Origin of the sequence: Aeromonas sp. QDB23 (assembly GCF_027707745.1) — a bacterium.
Classification (GTDB): Bacteria; Pseudomonadota; Gammaproteobacteria; order Enterobacterales; family Aeromonadaceae; genus Aeromonas; species Aeromonas allosaccharophila.
This window is the reverse complement of the sequence record NZ_JAPCJA010000045.1, coordinates 26,298-41,868: the sequence shown is the minus strand read 5'-3', so window position 1 is coordinate 41,868 and position 15,571 is coordinate 26,298. Positions and strand designations below refer to the sequence as shown.

Genomic DNA, 15,571 nt, shown 5'->3' with positions numbered 1-15,571 from the left:
TCTTGTCATTGAACACCTCAGGTCATGGTGGCGACTCTACCACCTAAAATGGTGTCCGGGATGATTAGACCACTACATTGAATCGCCATGCTGGAAAAGCTGCGTCACCACTACCGACGAGCCAAAACCATCACGCGCAATCATCAATGTAGAGGAATGGCCAGCCTGCTGGCCCGAGTGAAACACTTCATGGATACAGTGTCTCCTTTCCCGAGGAATGGCTATGCACAGCGAAGGTGTAGCGCTATTGGGATCTGTTATTTAGGACGCACTTCCGTGAAGAGCTGAGCTTTGAGGATGGGGGCCTATGTAGAAATGCCCGTCATAGTGACTCGACGGGCATTACACATTAGCAATAAAGGTATTTATCAGGCTTGCAGCCAGGTTTCGATGCTGCGCTGGATGCCAGCATCGTCCAGACCGAGCAGGGCATAGATCTCCTGCTGGGTACCCTGTTCCACGAAGCGATCCGGCAGGCCGAGGTTGAGCACCGGCTTGCACTGTTTGCTGCGCATCAGCAGCTCGTTCACTGCCGAACCGGCGCCGCCCATGATGGCGTTGTCTTCGATAGTGACGAAGTGATCGTGGCTGGCCGCCAGTGACAGCACCAGTGCCTCATCCATCGGTTTGACGAAGCGCATGTCCACCAGAGTGGCATCCAGTGCCTCTGCGGCCGCTTTCGCGTGGTGCAGCAGGGTACCAAAGGCCAGAATGGCGGTGTCTTTGCCCTCCCGCAGGATTCGTCCCTTGCCAAGCGCCAGCGCCTGCATCTCTGACGAGATGGGCGCATCGCTCAGGCTGCTGCCGCGCGGGTAGCGCACGGCGGCAGGGCCCTGATGAAGATAGCCGGTATAGAGCATCTGGCGGCATTCGTTCTCGTCGGAGGGCGTCATCACCACCATGTTGGGCACGGTGCGCAGGAAGCTGATGTCGAACGCCCCCTGATGGGTCGGGCCGTCGGCACCCACCAGACCGGCCCGGTCGATGGCGAATAGCACCGGCAGGTCTTGCAGCGCCACGTCGTGGATCACCTGATCGTAGGCGCGCTGCAGGAAGCTCGAATAGATGGCGACCACCGGCTTCTTGTCGGCGATGGCGAGACCGGCGGCGAACGTGACTGCATGTTGCTCGGCAATCGCCACATCGAAGTAGCGATCCGGATACTGCTGGCTGAATTTCACCAGCCCCGAGCCTTCGCGCATGGCGGGGGTGATACCGACCAGCTTCTCGTCTTTGGCGGCCATGTCGCACAGCCACTGGCCAAAGATGGCAGAGAAGGTCGGTTTGGCACCACTCGCCTTGGGTAGGGAGCACTCGTCCGGATTGAACTTGGGCACGGCGTGATAACCGATGGGGTCTTTCTCCGCCGGCTCGTAACCCTTGCCCTTCTTGGTCTTGACGTGCAGCAGTTGCGGGCCCTTGAGGTTGCGCATGTTGCGCAGGGTCTCGACCAGCGCCTCAATATCGTGACCGTCGATGGGGCCGATATAGTTGAAGCCAAACTCCTCGAACAGGGTGCCGGGCACCACCATCCCCTTGAGGTGCTCTTCGGCTCGCTTGGCCAGCTCCTTGACCGGCGGCAGACCTGCCAGCACCTTCTTGCCGCCTTCGCGGATGGTGGTGTAGAGCTTGCCGGACATGACCCGGGCCAGATGGTTGTTGAGCGCGCCGACATTCTCGGAGATGGACATCTCGTTGTCGTTGAGGATCACCAGCATGTCCTTGTGAACATCGCCGGCGTGGTTGAGCGCTTCAAACGCCATCCCTGCGGTAATGGCACCGTCACCGATCACCGCCACCACCTTGCGACCCAGCCCTTCGCTCTCGGCGGCGACCGCCATGCCGAGGGCGGCACCGATGGAGGTGCTGGAGTGGCCGACGGAGAGCACGTCGTACTCGCTCTCGCCACGCCAGGGGAAGGGGTGCAGGCCATCCTTCTGCCGGATGGTGTGGATCTGATCACGGCGCCCGGTCAGGATCTTGTGGGGATAGGCCTGATGGCCCACATCCCAGATCAACCGATCGAACGGGGTGTTGTAGACGTAGTGCAGGGCCACGGTCAGTTCGACCGTGCCGAGACCGGAGGCAAAGTGTCCGCTGGAGCGGCTGACAGAGCGCAGCAGATATTCGCGCAGCTCGTTGCACAGCACCGGCAGCCGATCTTTGGGCAAGGAACGCAGCTCGACCGGAGTGTCCGCGAGGGCCAGGTTGGGGAAATTGCTAATATCAACGCTCATATTGTTACTGTTATCCAGCGTTTAGTGGGTTCGCTCGATGATGTAATCGGCAAACGCTTCCAGAATGTCGGTATTGTAGGGCAAGGATTGCAGGGCTGTTAAGGCTTTCCCATGCAGTTCGCGAGCCAGCTCACGGGCATTTTCGAGTCCGAGCAGGGCCGGATAGGTACTTTTCTCCAGCGCCAGGTCAGAACCTTGCGGCTTGCCCAGGGTGGCGGTATCACCTGTGATGTCGAGGATGTCATCCTGCACCTGAAAGGCGAGGCCAATCGCGGCGGCATAGGTTTGCAGGGCAGCCAGCGTGGCGTCATCGACATCGGCTTTGCACAGGGCGCCGAGCGCCACGGCGCATTCAATCAGCGCACCGGTCTTGTGGCGGTGTACCTGCTCCAGCTCGGCGAGCGAGATCTGGCGCCCTTCGGCCTGCAGATCCAGCGCCTGACCGCCACACATACCAAGATAGCCGGAGGCGCGGGCGAGGGTACTCAGCATCCGCACCCGGTTGCCCAGTAGCGTAGCGGGCATCGGATGGTCTGCCAGAATGGAGAACGCCAGCGTCTGCAGGGCATCACCCGCCAAAATGGCTGTGCCTTCATCGAACGCCTTGTGGACGGTCGGCTGGCCGCGACGCAGGTCGTCGTTATCCATGGCGGGCAGGTCATCGTGCAGCAGGGAGTAGGCGTGGATGCACTCCACGGCAGCCGCAGGGCCATCCAGCAGTTCGCTCTTGACGCCCAGCATTTCGCCGACCGCGTAGACCAGAAACGGGCGCACCCGCTTGCCGCCCAGCAGCAGGCCATAACTCATGGCATCGCGCAGGCGCGGCGCCATGGCGGGCAAGGATTCAAGTTGTGCTGACAGACAGTCGTCAATACGCTGACGATGCAGACGGGAAAAATGGTCCAGCGCCACTCACTCCTCTCCTTGTTCTGGCTGGAAGGGGGCGAGCTGGTCACTGCCATCGGCTTGACTGAGCAGGATCTGGATCTTCTGTTCGGCCAGTTCCAGCTTCTGCTGACCGGCCCGTACCAGATGAACGCCTTGCTCGAACTGCTTGAGCGCCTCTTCCAGGGGTAGGGAACCTTGTTCCAGCTGATGAACGATGGTTTCCAGCTCTTCCAGAGTGGCATCAAAACTCAGGCGGTCGATTTTTTTACTGGCCATGTCCATCCTCGGGGATTGAAAAAAACGGCTTATATTAACATCGACCGTCCACAGGGGGGAGGCAGAAAAGCACTGCCCCCTCAAACTCTCGCTAAACTGGCCGATAATGAGCCATCATTCTCAGTAGATGCATGCTTGCCGCATGGGTCGCAATAGCAGAAAATTCAACAAACTATAAATAGACATAAGAACCGGTGACAGGAGTAGGGACGTGGATCTAGGCAGTCTTATAGGGATAGTGCTGGGTTTCGGGGTGGTGGTGTACGGCATGCTGCTGGGTGGGCCCATGAGCATGTACGTGGATATGCCATCGGTCTACATCACCATATTGGGTTCCATCTTCATCGCCATGATGAAGTTCAACATTGGCCAGTTCCTGATGGCATTCAAGGTGGCGGGTAAAGCCTTTATGTACAAGGGCGACAAACTTGAAGACCTGATCACCAAAGCAGTTGAACTGGCTGACGCGGCTCGCAAAGGGGGCTTTCTGGCACTGGAGGCTGCAGAGATCCCCAATCCATTTATGAAAAAAGGGATCGACATGCTGGTGGATGGTCACGATGCCGATGTGGTGCGTGCCGTGATGGAAAAGGATATTGACCTGACTGCCGAGCGTCATGTCATTGCCATCAAGGTTTTCCGTACCCTTGGGGATCTGGGCCCGGCCATGGGGATGATAGGTACGCTGGTGGGCTTGGTGGCCATGTTGGCCAACATGAGTGACCCCAAGTCGATCGGTCCGGCGATGGCGGTGGCCTTGCTCACCACCCTCTACGGTGCGATTGAGGCCAACATGATAGCGATTCCCATCGCCGACAAGCTGGAGCTGCGCAGCGGGGAGGAGAAACTCAGTCGTACCCTGATCCTCGATGCGATTATGGGGATTCAGGATGGTCAGAATCCGCGGGTGATCCAGTCCATGCTGCAGAACTATCTGAACCAGTCCAAACGTAATACCGGCACCGAATAGGGGGCGCTATGTCTGATTGCAAGTGCCCGCCACCAGGGCTGCCCGGTTATATGGGCACCTTTGCTGACCTGATGTCGCTGCTCATGTGCTTCTTCGTGTTGCTGCTCTCTTTTGCCGAGATGGATGTGCAGAAGTTCAAGCAGATAGCCGGTTCCATGGACAAGGCATTCGGGGTACAGAACATCCTCGAGGTGAAAGATATTCCCAAGGGAACCTCGGTGATTGCCCAGGAGTTCAGGCCCGGTCGCCCTGAGCCCACGCCCATTGATACAGTGATGCAGCAGACCATCGATATGACCCAGACCGAGCTGGAATTTCTGCCCGGCGAGTCGGATCAGGCCGGTGGTCAGGACAAGAGTGATGGTAAGCAGACGGGGGGCGATACCGCTCAGGATGCACAGAAGGCGCAGCAGCAGTCCAATACCCTGGCCAAAGCCCTTGCCGAGCAGATGAAAGATCAGATCCAGGATGGCGCTATCGAGATCGAGGCGCTGGGCCAGCAGATCATTATTCGGATCAGGGAAAAAGCGTCGTTCCCGGCCGGTTCGGCGTTTCTGCAGCCCCAGTTCTGGCCAGTCATTCGCAAGGTGGCGACCCTGCTTAAGGATGTGCCGGGGGAAATCACCATTTCCGGTCACACCGACAACGTGGCGACCGAAGATGAGCTGTTCCAGTCCAACTGGGAGCTGTCATCGCAACGGGCGGTGGCGGTGGCGCACCAGATGATCAAGGTCCCCGGTTTTGATCCGGGGCGGCTGGTGGTGCAGGGCATGGCGGATTCCCAGCCACTGGTGCCCAACACCACTCCGGAAAATCGTCGGATGAACCGGCGGGTGGAGATCGCCATCATGCAGGGCAAACCGACCGTATCGGCGCCCATTTCAGTGCCGGAAGGGAAGTAGGCGAGAGTAATGACGATGCCGCAAGTGGGATCTGCATCAGGGGGCTGACGTGGATTTTGTGTTGGCTTCATATTAAGATGCCTCATCCGAACCGATTGCTGCGGCCTCCTTGCAGATAGCCGCAGCTTCTATTTTCAAGCAACCCAGGTTTCGACTATGAATCATACTCCGATGACTGTTCGCGGCGCTGAGAAGCTGCGCGAAGAGCTCGATTATCTCAAGACCGAGCTTCGTCCCCAGATTATCGAAGCGATTGCCGATGCCCGTGAGCACGGCGATCTGAAGGAAAACGCCGAATACCATGCCGCTCGCGAGCAGCAGGGGTTCTGTGAGGGCCGCATCCAGGAGATTGAAGCCAAGCTCTCCAATGCCCAGGTGATCGACGTCACCAAGATGACCAACAACGGCCGTGTGATTTTTGGCGCGACCGTTACTCTGCTCAAGAGCGAGACAGAGGAAGAGGTGGTCTACCGCATCGTGGGTGACGATGAGGCTGATATCAAACAGAACCTCATCTCCGTCAACTCACCCATTGCTCGTGCCCTGATTGGCAAGGAAGTGGACGATGTCGCTATCGTCAAGACGCCGGGCGGTGATGTGGAGTACGAAGTGCTGGAAGTCGCTTATATCTAAGCGAATGCCACAGAGGATGAAACAGGGGGGCTGGCGCTCCCCTGTTTGTCTTTATCGGTATCACGACTGATCAGGACAGATACGCCTCGGTAAAGGCGTCCTGATGACGCTGGAACAGCCAGTGGCGCAGCCGTTCTATGTTGCTCTCGCTCATCTGAAAGCTTAGCGCCCAGGTGGCATGATCTGCATTGATCTTGATTCGCCTTACCAGTCGTCCCTGCAGTGGAAAAGGGGCCTCTTGCTCGATGCAGAGCTCGCCGTTGATGGGCGTATCGGCCACCATGTCGATGGGCAAATTTTCCACGATAAGGCCATTGAGGGAGAGGCTGAGTACCTGAAACAGGCCCAGTTCGCTGCAAAGCTTGGCTTTTTGGGTGAGACGCCAGGCGCGCGGTTGCGCAAACCCCAGCTCCCTGATGACCGGTGCAGATAGCCGAGGTTCGACAAAGCCGTCTTCCCCTTGGGTAAACGTCAGAGGAAAACGCAGCTGATGGCCTGCGAAGCGGGCTTCGAGTACAAGGTGTTCGGCTTTTTGCAGCAAGCCAAGCATGGGGGCGTCGAGGTGACCACTCAGAACATGGGTGTCCTGATTGCTCCCCAAGTCCCGCAGCATGGCCAGCTCATCGTCGGTCAGAATGGGATGGTGAGCCACAATGCGTGTCCGGAAGTATTCATCGCAGGTTAAGGGCTTTGCGACTACTTTGGCAAGCGACTCGGGAAGAAGTGGAATAAGGAAAGAGCGATGCTCTTTCCTTTTACTTGCGGGGCAGCTGGATTTTGGGTTCGTTGGCTTGACGATAAATGGTCAGCACATGACCCATGCTTTGCACCTTGATTGAACCGGTTTCACGGACGATAGCATCCATAACCAGTTGTTTCATTTCGCGATCTTCAGAGGCAACCTTAACCTTGATCAGCTCGTGATGGTTCAGTGCCAGATCGATCTCGGCCAGTACACCTTCGGTCAGACCATGCTGACCCAGCAGGACGACCGGCTTGAGGCTATGGGCAAGGCCCTTGAGGTACTGTTTCTGTTTATTGTTGAGAATCATCGCAATTTCTTCATAAGTCAGGGTTGAAAGGGGCGTATTCTACCCCCACTTAGCCCTTAATACTAATAACCCTTGTGGTTTTTTAAAGTCGATTATCATGACCCAGAAAAAACGTTCCCCCAGTTCAACTCGCTGGTTAAAAGAACATTTCGACGATCAATACGTCAAAAAAGCCCAGAAAATGGGCCTGCGTTCTCGTGCTGTTTTCAAAATTGACGAGATCCAGGGCAAGGATCGCTTGCTGAAAAATGGCATGACCGTAGTGGATTTGGGGGCAGCCCCCGGTGGTTGGTCCCAGTTCGCGGTTGAACAGGTTGGTGATTCGGGTCGCGTCATCGCATGTGACATTTTGCCGATGGATCCCATTGCTGGTGTCGATTTCCTGCAAGGGGACTTTCGGGAGGAAACTGTGCTTGGCGCCTTGCTGGAGCGAGTGGGTCCTGACAAGGTCGATGTCGTGATGTCTGATATGGCGCCCAACATGAGCGGTACCCAGCAGGTGGATCAGGCTCGCGCCATGTATCTGGTCGAGCTGGCGCTGGACATGTGCAATCAGGTATTGCGCAGTGACGGCAGTTTCGTGGTGAAGGTGTTTCAGGGAGAGGGCTTTGATGCCTATCTCAATGAAATTCGTAAACTTTTCTCCGCCGTCAAAATTCGTAAACCAGACTCATCCCGCGCCAGATCACGGGAAGTCTACATTGTGGCTACCGGTTTTAAACTGTAGTACCCTAACCTTCATCGTTAACTGTCAGTCTGCGAGGTTACTGATTTGAGTGACATGGCGAAAAACTTAATCCTGTGGCTGGTCATCGCCGTCGTTTTGATGTCGGTGTTCAATAGCTTCAGCCCCAGCGATACCACCAGTCGCCAGCTGGACTATTCCAGCTTCGTTAAAGAGGTGACCCAAGAGCAGATCCGTGAAGTGCGGATGGACGGTAAGGTCATTAATGGCGTCAAGCGTACTGGTGAACGATTCACCACCATTATCCCTGCGCCGGATCCCCAGCTGCTCAACGACATGCTCAATCACAATGTCAAAGTGATGGGCGAGAAGCCGGAAGAGCCGTCTCTGTTGACCTCTATCTTTATCTCCTGGTTCCCGATGCTGTTGCTGATCGGTGTCTGGGTCTTCTTCATGCGTCAGATGCAGGGCGGCGGTGGCAAAGGTGCCATGTCGTTTGGCAAGAGCAAGGCTCGCCTGATGAGCGAAGATCAGATCAAGACCACCTTTGCTGACGTTGCAGGTTGCGATGAAGCCAAGGAAGAGGTGAAGGAGCTGGTCGACTATCTGCGCGACCCGAGCAAATTCCAGAAACTGGGTGGCAAGATCCCGACCGGTGTGCTGCTGGTTGGTCCTCCCGGTACCGGTAAAACCCTGCTGGCCAAGGCCATTGCGGGCGAGGCCAAGGTGCCGTTCTTCACCATCTCAGGTTCCGATTTCGTGGAGATGTTTGTCGGTGTCGGTGCCTCCCGGGTGCGTGACATGTTCGAACAGGCCAAGAAATCCTCCCCCTGCATCATCTTCATCGATGAAATTGATGCGGTCGGTCGCCAGCGTGGCGCCGGTCTGGGCGGTGGTCACGATGAACGTGAGCAGACCCTTAACCAGATGCTGGTCGAGATGGATGGTTTCGAAGGCAATGAAGGCATCATCGTCATCGCTGCCACCAACCGTCCTGACGTACTGGATCCGGCATTGCTGCGTCCGGGCCGTTTCGACCGTCAGGTGGTGGTCGGTCTGCCGGATGTCCGTGGTCGTGAGCAGATCCTGAAAGTGCATATGCGCAAAGTTCCGTTGGCGGATGACGTCAATCCGGCGCTGATTGCCCGTGGTACACCCGGTTTCTCCGGTGCGGATTTGGCCAACCTGGTCAACGAAGCTGCCCTCTTCTCTGCCCGTGAGAGCCGCCGAGTGGTCTCCATGGCCGAGTTCGAGAAGGCCAAGGACAAGATCATGATGGGTGCGGAACGTCGCTCCATGGTGATGAAAGAGTCCGAGAAAGAGATGACTGCGTATCACGAAGCCGGTCACGCCATCATTGGTCGTCTGGTTCCGGATCATGACCCGGTGTACAAGGTCTCCATCATTCCGCGCGGTCGTGCGCTGGGTGTGACCATGTATCTGCCGGAGCAGGATCGCTGGAGCCACTCCAAACAGCATCTGGAGTCAATGATCTCCAGCCTGTATGGTGGTCGTCTGGCAGAAGAGCTGATCTACGGTGCCGAGAAGGTTTCTACTGGCGCTTCCAACGACATCGAGCGGGCAACTGAAATTGCACGCAAGATGGTGACCCAGTGGGGTATGTCCGAGCGTCTCGGCCCAATGCTCTACGCGGAAGAAGATGGTGAAGTGTTCCTCGGTCGCAGCATGGCCAAGGCCAAGCACATGTCCGACGATACCGCTCGCGTCATCGATGCCGAGGTCAAGCAGGTCATCGACCGCAACTACGCCCGTTCCAAGCAGATCCTGCTGGATAACATGGACGTGTTGCACAGCATGAAAGATGCGCTGATGAAGTACGAGACCATCGACGCCAAGCAGATCGATGATCTGATGGCGCGCCGCGAGGTTCGTGCTCCGAGCAACTGGCATGACGAGCACGGTGATACCCCGCAAGGCGGTTCCACTGTGGCTGCCGAGGCCAAGCCGGTCGATGAGGCTGCATCGGTGGCGGATGTTACTATCGACAAAGCCAACGACGCTCCGGCCAAATAATCGTGACTCTCCAAACCCCGGGCTTGCCCGGGGTTTTTCTTTATCAGATGGACGTGAAAATGCAGTTAATTAGCAAGGGGCTCAGCCTCTCCCTCGATCGTCCCCATGTGATGGGGATCCTCAATGTGACGCCTGACTCCTTCTCCGATGGCGGCAATTTCAACCAGTTTGAACGGGCGATGGCCCATGCGCGGCAGATGGTCTCTGACGGTGCGACCCTCATTGACATCGGTGGCGAGTCAACCCGCCCTGGTGCGCCCGATGTGAGTGAGCAGGAGGAGCTGGACAGGGTCATTCCTGTCGTGGAACAGATTGTCCGTGAGCTGGATGTGATGATCTCCCTCGATACCTCCAAAGCGGCGGTGATGCGGGAGGGTTGCAAGGTCGGCGCCCATCTGATCAACGATGTGCGTGCGTTGCAAGAGCAGGGAGCACTGCAGGCAGCTGCCGAGGCTGCTGTCCCTGTTTGCCTGATGCATATGCAGGGACAGCCGCGAACCATGCAGGTCGAGCCCCACTATGACGATCTGATCGGAGAGGTGCGCGCCTTTTTTGATGAGCGCATTGCGGCTTGTCTGGCCGCCGGGATCCGGCGCGAAGATCTGTTGCTGGATCCGGGATATGGCTTTGGCAAGACCCTTGCGCACAACTATCAGCTGTTGGCGGCTCAAAAGGAACTGCTTGATTATGGCTTGCCGCTATTGGTGGGTATGTCGCGAAAGTCTATGATAGGCAACCTGCTGGGCCGTCCGGTGGATGAGCGTCTGGCGGGCAGTCTGGCATGCGCCCTTATCGGCATGCAGCATGGGGCTCGCATCATCAGGGTTCACGATGTACGGGAGACCATGGACGCATTGCGCGTCGGTTGGCTGGCAATGACGGGACAAGATTTTATTTCCAGATAATAAAGAGAACAGACAATGGCAAGAAAGTATTTCGGTACCGATGGTGTGCGCGGCAAGGTTGGCGAATTCCCGATCACTCCTGATTTCGTGATGAAATTAGGTTGGGCTGCCGGCAAGGTGCTCTCCAAGAAGGGCACCAAAAAGGTGTTGATTGGTAAAGATACCCGCATCTCTGGCTATATGCTGGAGTCTGCGTTGGAAGCGGGGCTCTCCGCGGCAGGCCTTAAAGCCATTCTGATGGGGCCGATGCCAACACCGGCGGTTGCTTATCTGACTCGCACCTTCCGTGCCGAAGCCGGTATCGTCATCAGCGCTTCCCACAACCCCTTCTATGACAACGGCATCAAGTTCTTCTCCGCCGATGGCACCAAGCTGCCCGATGATGTCGAGCTGGCTATCGAAGCCGAGCTGGATCACGAGCTCAAGTGTGTCGAGTCTGCCGAACTTGGCAAAGCGGTGCGTATTGATGATGCCGCCGGTCGCTATATCGAATTCTGCAAGAGCACCTTCCCCTCCCACATGAATCTGGACGGGGTGAAGATGGTGGTCGACTGCGGCCACGGTGCCACTTATCACATCGCCCCGTCGGTTTTCCGCGAGCTGGGTGCCGACGTGATCACCATGGGCTGTGCCCCGGATGGTCTCAACATCAACGATGGTGTCGGTTCGACTGCACCTGAAGCGCTGGTTGCCAAGGTGCTGGAGTGCAAGGCTGATCTGGGGGTTGCCTTTGATGGTGATGGCGACCGTCTGATCATGGTCGACCATACCGGCTATCTTATCGACGGTGACGAAGTGCTCTATATCATCGCGCGCGATGCCCTGCGCAATGGTCGCCTCAAAGGCGGTGTCGTCGGCACCCTGATGGCCAACATGGGCCTGGAGCTGGCACTGCAGACCCTGGGCATTCCGTTTGCCCGTGCCAAGGTGGGTGACCGCTACGTGCTGGAGATGATGGAAGAGAAGGGCTGGCGCATCGGTGGCGAGAACTCCGGCCACATTATCTGTCTGGATCAGACCACCACGGGTGATGGCATCGTGGCCGCCTTGCAGGTGCTTACCGCCATGCGCAGTGCCGAGATGCCGCTGGCCAAGCTGCGCTCCGGCATGAGCAAGTTCCCGCAGGTGCTGGTCAATGTTCGCTTTGCCGAAGGCAAGGATCCGCTGGCTGCTGATGCGGTCATGGATGAGGTTGCCAAGGTGGAACAGGAGCTGGCTGGTCGTGGTCGCGTGCTGTTGCGTAAATCCGGTACCGAACCGCTGATCCGGGTCATGGTCGAAGGTGAGCATGAACAGCAGGTGCGTGACATGGCTCAACGCATCGCCAAACAGGTAGAGTCGGCGTTTTAATGAACAACCAGGGCGGCTTTTTAGCCGCCCTGGTTGTATCTTGTTCAAACGGTTCGAAAATTTAAAAATAGCACTTGTCAGCTGAGCATCCTCTGGATATTATCAGCCCCGCTTTCGCAAGGGAGTTGCCGATGGGACATCGCAAGCCGTTTGTAGCAGCCAACTGGAAGTTGCACGGTAGTAGGTCGCAGTTAGAGCAGTTTACAAGTCAGTGTCTGAACGGCGTTGACGGAAAAGTAGATGTGGTTCTCTGTCCTTCCCATGTGCATCTCGACTTTACCGCTTTACTGCTCAACGAGCAGAAAGTAATAAAGTTGGGGGCTCAGAATGTGAGTCAGCACGACACTGGCGCTTACACAGGAGAAATCTCGTGTCAGATGCTGGTTGAGGCAGGGTGTCGTTACGTATTGGTAGGGCACTCCGAGCGCAGGCGTCTCTTTGGTGAGACCAGTTTTATCGTCGCAGAGAAGTTTGCGGCAGCCAGAGCGGCAGGCTTGATTCCCATCCTCTGTTTAGGTGAGTCAGGTGCAGCGAGGCAGGCGAGAAGAGCCTTCGAGGTGATCGCCGAAGAACTGGATATCGTCATAGAGAAAAATGGCGCGATGGCTTTCGATAATGCTATCATCGCCTACGAGCCGATTTGGGCTGTAGGTACAGGTAAATGCGCCACACCCGAGCAGGCACAAGAGGTTCATTCCTTTATACGTGGTCGCTTGGCGGAGGATACTCCGGTAATAGGTGAGAAAGTTAGAATCATCTATGGTGGGAGCGTAACGCCGACCAATGCGAGAGATTTGTTTGCCCAGCCCGACATTGATGGCGGCCTGATTGGCGGAGCAAGCCTCGATAGCGATGCGTTTTTAGGAATTGTTGAAGCGGCAAAGGGTGCAAGTTAAATGTACGAGATTCTTTTAGTCGTTTATCTGTTGGTGTCACTGGCTCTGATTGGTCTGGTGATGATTCAGCAAGGTAAAGGGGCTGATATGGGCGCCTCCTTCGGCGCAGGGGCATCGAACACAGTATTCGGCTCCGGTGGTTCAGGCAGTTTCCTGACCCGAACAACAGCAATTTTGGCTACTCTGTTTTTCGTTATCAGCCTGGTGCTCGGATCTATGTCCAGCAACAAGGTAAAACAGGGTAGTGAGTGGGAGAATCTGCAACAAACCCAACAGGTTGAGCAGACCAAAGCGCCAGTAAACAAAGATACTGACGTTCCCCAGTAAATGAGTTTTGCCGTGGTGGTGGAATTGGTAGACACGCTATCTTGAGGGGGTAGTGCTCTAGGGTGTGCGGGTTCGAGTCCCGCCCACGGCACCAATTAAGTAGTGAGCTCGGGTAACCGAGTGTATTATAGTCAGTCACTCTTGTGTGAATAGATTGAACTGGCTATAATCTCGCACGATTTCGGACGCGGGGTGGAGCAGCATGGTAGCTCGTCGGGCTCATAACCCGAAGGTCGTCGGTTCAAATCCGGCCCCCGCAACCAAATTTCACGCATTTCCTACGCTCAGGAAGGCGGTCGCTGCGAGGCGACAATCAGGGTAAAGCGCCAAGCCCCGATTTGACATCGGGGCTTTTTGTTATGTGCAATTTACTCTGTATCGATCTCTATCTGGGCTTTATGCCCTTTTTTTGTTTTTCGGAGGGTGACTTTGGCTACGTTGGAACAACGTTTGACCGATCTGCTCGAGGCTCCGGTCGTTGCCTTGGGTTTTGAACTTTGGGGTATTGAGTTTATCCGTGCGGGTAAACACTCCACCTTGCGTGTCTATATCGACGGCGAGCAGGGTGTGACTGTCGAGAACTGTGCTGAGGTCAGCCATCAGGTTGGCGCCATCATGGACGTCGAAGATCCCATCACCGAGGAGTACTACCTCGAGGTGTCCTCCCCCGGCATGGATCGTCCGCTGTTCAAGGTTGCCCATTTCGAAAAATACGTTGGCCAAGAGGCGGCGGTAACGCTTCGCATGGCAACAAATAACCGCCGCAAGTTCAAAGGCGTAATCAAAGCTGTGCAAGGCGACATGATCACCCTGACAGTAGATGGTAAGGACGACGTGTTGGCTTTCACCAATATCCAAAAAGCGAACATAGTGCCGAACTTTGGTTAACGAGGCTATCGGATATGAATAAAGAGATTTTGCTGGTCGTTGACGCAGTATCCAACGAGAAGGCGGTACCCCGCGAGAAGATTTTCCAGGCTCTGGAAACCGCGCTGGCGACTGCGACCAAGAAGAAATATGAAGGCGAGATTGAAGTTCGGGTCGAGATCGATCGCAAGACCGGTGACTACGACACTTATCGTCGCTGGGTCGTCATTGCGGATCAAGCCGCGATGGAGAACCCTTACGCTGAAATCACCCTGGAAGCGGCGCAGATTGATCAGCCGGAAATCCAGATCGGTGAGTATGTTGAAGACCAGATCGACTCTGTGACTTTCGACCGTATCACTACCCAGACCGCCAAGCAGGTTATCGTGCAGAAAGTGCGCGAAGCCGAGCGTTCACAAGTAGTTGATCAGTTTAAAGATAAAGAAGGCACCATCATTAGTGGTGTGGTCAAGAAGAGCAACCGCGACAACGTCATCCTGGATCTGGGCAGCAATGCTGAAGCCGTGATCTTCCGTGATGACATGCTGCCGCGTGAAACCTTCCGTCCGGGCGACCGTGTCCGTGGCCTGCTCTACGCAGTTCGTCCGGAAGCCCGTGGTTCCCAGCTGTTTGTCAGCCGTTCCAGCCCGGACTTCCTGAAAGAGCTGTTCCGTATCGAAGTACCGGAAATCGGTGAAGAGATGATCGAAATCATGGGCGCCGCCCGTGATCCGGGTTCCCGCGCCAAGATCGCGGTGAAGACCAACGATCGTCGTATCGACCCGATCGGTGCCTGTATCGGTATGCGTGGTGCCCGTGTGCAAGCTGTCTCCGCCGAGCTGAGCGGTGAGCGTGCCGACATCGTGCTGTACGATGACAACCCGGCCCAGTACGTGATCAATGCCATGGCACCTGCCGATGTGGCCTCCATCATCGTTGATGAAGACAACCACACCATGGATATCGCCGTGGAAGCTGCCAACCTGGCGCAAGCCATCGGTCGCAATGGTCAGAACGTGCGTCTGGCCTCCCAGCTGACCGGTTGGGAGCTGAACGTGATGACCGTTGAGGACATGCGTGCCAAGCACCAGGCCGAAAACGACCGCATCATGAACCTGTTCACCAGCACCCTGGACATCGACGACGATTTCGCCGGTCTGCTGATGGAAGAGGGCTTCTCTACTCTGGAAGAGATCGCCTTTGTTCCGGTCAACGAGCTGCTGGCTATCGACGGTCTGGATGAAGACATGGTCGAAGAGCTGCGCAAGCGCGCCAAAGATGCCCTGACCACCAAGGCGCTGGCCAAAGAAGAGTCTTTCGATGGCGTCGAGCCGTCCGAAGAGCTGCTCAATCTGAACGGTCTGAGCCGCGAACTGGCTTACGCTCTGGCGGGCCGTGGCGTGGGCACCCTGGAAGATTTGGCTGAGCAAGGTATCGATGACCTTGCTGATATTGAAGGGCTGACTGCCGAGAAGGCAGGTGAGCTCATTATGGCTGCTCGCAATATCTGTTGGTTCGGAGAAGAGCAGTCCGAGTAAGATCAAACGGA

General features: G+C 56.4%; 16 protein-coding genes, 2 tRNA genes and 1 pseudogene. 14 read left to right on the top strand and 5 right to left on the bottom strand.

From position 1 onward, the window contains the following. Window positions 1-81: 81 nt before the first annotated feature. Window positions 82-288 (top strand): annotated as a pseudogene (locus PG888_RS17195) (hypothetical protein); the annotation flags it as partial. Between the two features lie 80 nt (window positions 289-368). Here the strand turns inward: PG888_RS17195 and dxs are convergent. From dxs to xseB, 3 genes are read right to left on the bottom strand one after another with little or no spacing between them, the layout of a single operon-like run. Next, window positions 369-2,237, bottom strand: a complete 1,869-nt coding sequence (gene dxs / locus PG888_RS17190) for a 1-deoxy-D-xylulose-5-phosphate synthase (RefSeq protein ID WP_182938969.1) — start codon at window positions 2,235-2,237, stop codon at window positions 369-371. Between the two features lie 21 nt (window positions 2,238-2,258). Continuing rightward, on the bottom strand, window positions 2,259-3,149 hold the full coding sequence (ispA, locus tag PG888_RS17185; RefSeq protein ID WP_182938970.1) for a (2E,6E)-farnesyl diphosphate synthase: 891 nt from the start codon (window positions 3,147-3,149) through the stop codon (window positions 2,259-2,261). After that, entirely contained in the window at window positions 3,150-3,401 is a 252-nt protein-coding gene (gene xseB, locus PG888_RS17180; protein WP_005338838.1) for an exodeoxyribonuclease VII small subunit, read from the bottom strand. It abuts the gene before it with no gap. Between the two features lie 211 nt (window positions 3,402-3,612). Here xseB and pomA point away from each other — a divergent pair, with 211 nt between their 5' ends. The 3 genes from pomA (at window position 3,613) to greA (ending at window position 5,906) form a co-directional block, all read left to right on the top strand. Next, window positions 3,613-4,371 carry a flagellar motor protein PomA gene (pomA, locus tag PG888_RS17175; RefSeq protein WP_042060088.1) on the top strand — a complete coding sequence of 253 codons (759 nt, stop codon included), beginning with the start codon at window positions 3,613-3,615 and terminating at the stop codon, window positions 4,369-4,371. Window positions 4,372-4,379: 8 nt separating this feature from the next. Next, a complete protein-coding gene (locus PG888_RS17170) occupies window positions 4,380-5,273 on the top strand; it encodes a flagellar motor protein MotB (RefSeq protein WP_075114045.1) in 894 nt (297 codons plus the stop codon). 156 nt (window positions 5,274-5,429) lie between these two features. Beyond that, window positions 5,430-5,906: a transcription elongation factor GreA gene (gene greA / locus PG888_RS17165; RefSeq protein ID WP_005338833.1), complete on the top strand. Its 477-nt coding sequence runs from the start codon at window positions 5,430-5,432 to the stop codon at window positions 5,904-5,906. Window positions 5,907-5,976: 70 nt separating this feature from the next. Here greA and PG888_RS17160 read toward each other — a convergent pair whose 3' ends face one another. Continuing rightward, a complete protein-coding gene (locus PG888_RS17160; RefSeq protein WP_182938971.1) occupies window positions 5,977-6,558 on the bottom strand; it encodes a PilZ domain-containing protein in 582 nt (193 codons plus the stop codon). A 103-nt stretch (window positions 6,559-6,661) separates the two neighbouring features. Then, the gene (gene yhbY, locus PG888_RS17155; RefSeq protein WP_005338829.1) at window positions 6,662-6,958 is read right to left on the bottom strand and encodes a ribosome assembly RNA-binding protein YhbY; all 297 of its coding nucleotides are present in this window, start codon (window positions 6,956-6,958) and stop codon (window positions 6,662-6,664) included. Window positions 6,959-7,055: 97 nt separating this feature from the next. On the opposite strand from yhbY, the gene rlmE reads away from it, so the two are divergent. From rlmE to nusA, 10 genes are all read left to right on the top strand, one after another. Further along, the gene (gene rlmE, locus PG888_RS17150) at window positions 7,056-7,685 is read left to right on the top strand and encodes a 23S rRNA (uridine(2552)-2'-O)-methyltransferase RlmE (protein WP_033137773.1); all 630 of its coding nucleotides are present in this window, start codon (window positions 7,056-7,058) and stop codon (window positions 7,683-7,685) included. A gap of 45 nt (window positions 7,686-7,730) precedes the next feature. Continuing rightward, window positions 7,731-9,677: an ATP-dependent zinc metalloprotease FtsH gene (gene ftsH, locus PG888_RS17145; protein ID WP_182938972.1), complete on the top strand. Its 1,947-nt coding sequence runs from the start codon at window positions 7,731-7,733 to the stop codon at window positions 9,675-9,677. Window positions 9,678-9,736: 59 nt separating this feature from the next. Next, window positions 9,737-10,582, top strand: coding sequence for a dihydropteroate synthase (gene folP / locus PG888_RS17140; protein WP_182938973.1), 846 nt, complete (start codon window positions 9,737-9,739; stop codon window positions 10,580-10,582). A 15-nt stretch (window positions 10,583-10,597) separates the two neighbouring features. Beyond that, window positions 10,598-11,932 carry a phosphoglucosamine mutase gene (gene glmM, locus PG888_RS17135; RefSeq protein WP_182938974.1) on the top strand — a complete coding sequence of 445 codons (1,335 nt, stop codon included), beginning with the start codon at window positions 10,598-10,600 and terminating at the stop codon, window positions 11,930-11,932. A 131-nt stretch (window positions 11,933-12,063) separates the two neighbouring features. Continuing rightward, window positions 12,064-12,828 (top strand): triose-phosphate isomerase, encoded by a 765-nt coding sequence (tpiA, locus tag PG888_RS17130; protein WP_182938975.1) that lies wholly within the window; start codon window positions 12,064-12,066, stop codon window positions 12,826-12,828. After that, window positions 12,829-13,155, top strand: coding sequence for a preprotein translocase subunit SecG (gene secG, locus PG888_RS17125; protein WP_042060101.1), 327 nt, complete (start codon window positions 12,829-12,831; stop codon window positions 13,153-13,155). Window positions 13,156-13,164: 9 nt separating this feature from the next. Continuing rightward, window positions 13,165-13,249 (top strand) — tRNA-Leu (locus PG888_RS17120). A 92-nt stretch (window positions 13,250-13,341) separates the two neighbouring features. Continuing rightward, window positions 13,342-13,418: transfer RNA gene (locus tag PG888_RS17115), tRNA-Met, on the top strand. 166 nt (window positions 13,419-13,584) lie between these two features. After that, window positions 13,585-14,043 carry a ribosome maturation factor RimP gene (gene rimP / locus PG888_RS17110; RefSeq protein WP_042060102.1) on the top strand — a complete coding sequence of 153 codons (459 nt, stop codon included), beginning with the start codon at window positions 13,585-13,587 and terminating at the stop codon, window positions 14,041-14,043. Between the two features lie 14 nt (window positions 14,044-14,057). After that, on the top strand, window positions 14,058-15,560 hold the full coding sequence (nusA, locus tag PG888_RS17105; protein ID WP_005338808.1) for a transcription termination factor NusA: 1,503 nt from the start codon (window positions 14,058-14,060) through the stop codon (window positions 15,558-15,560). Window positions 15,561-15,571 lie beyond the last annotated feature (11 nt).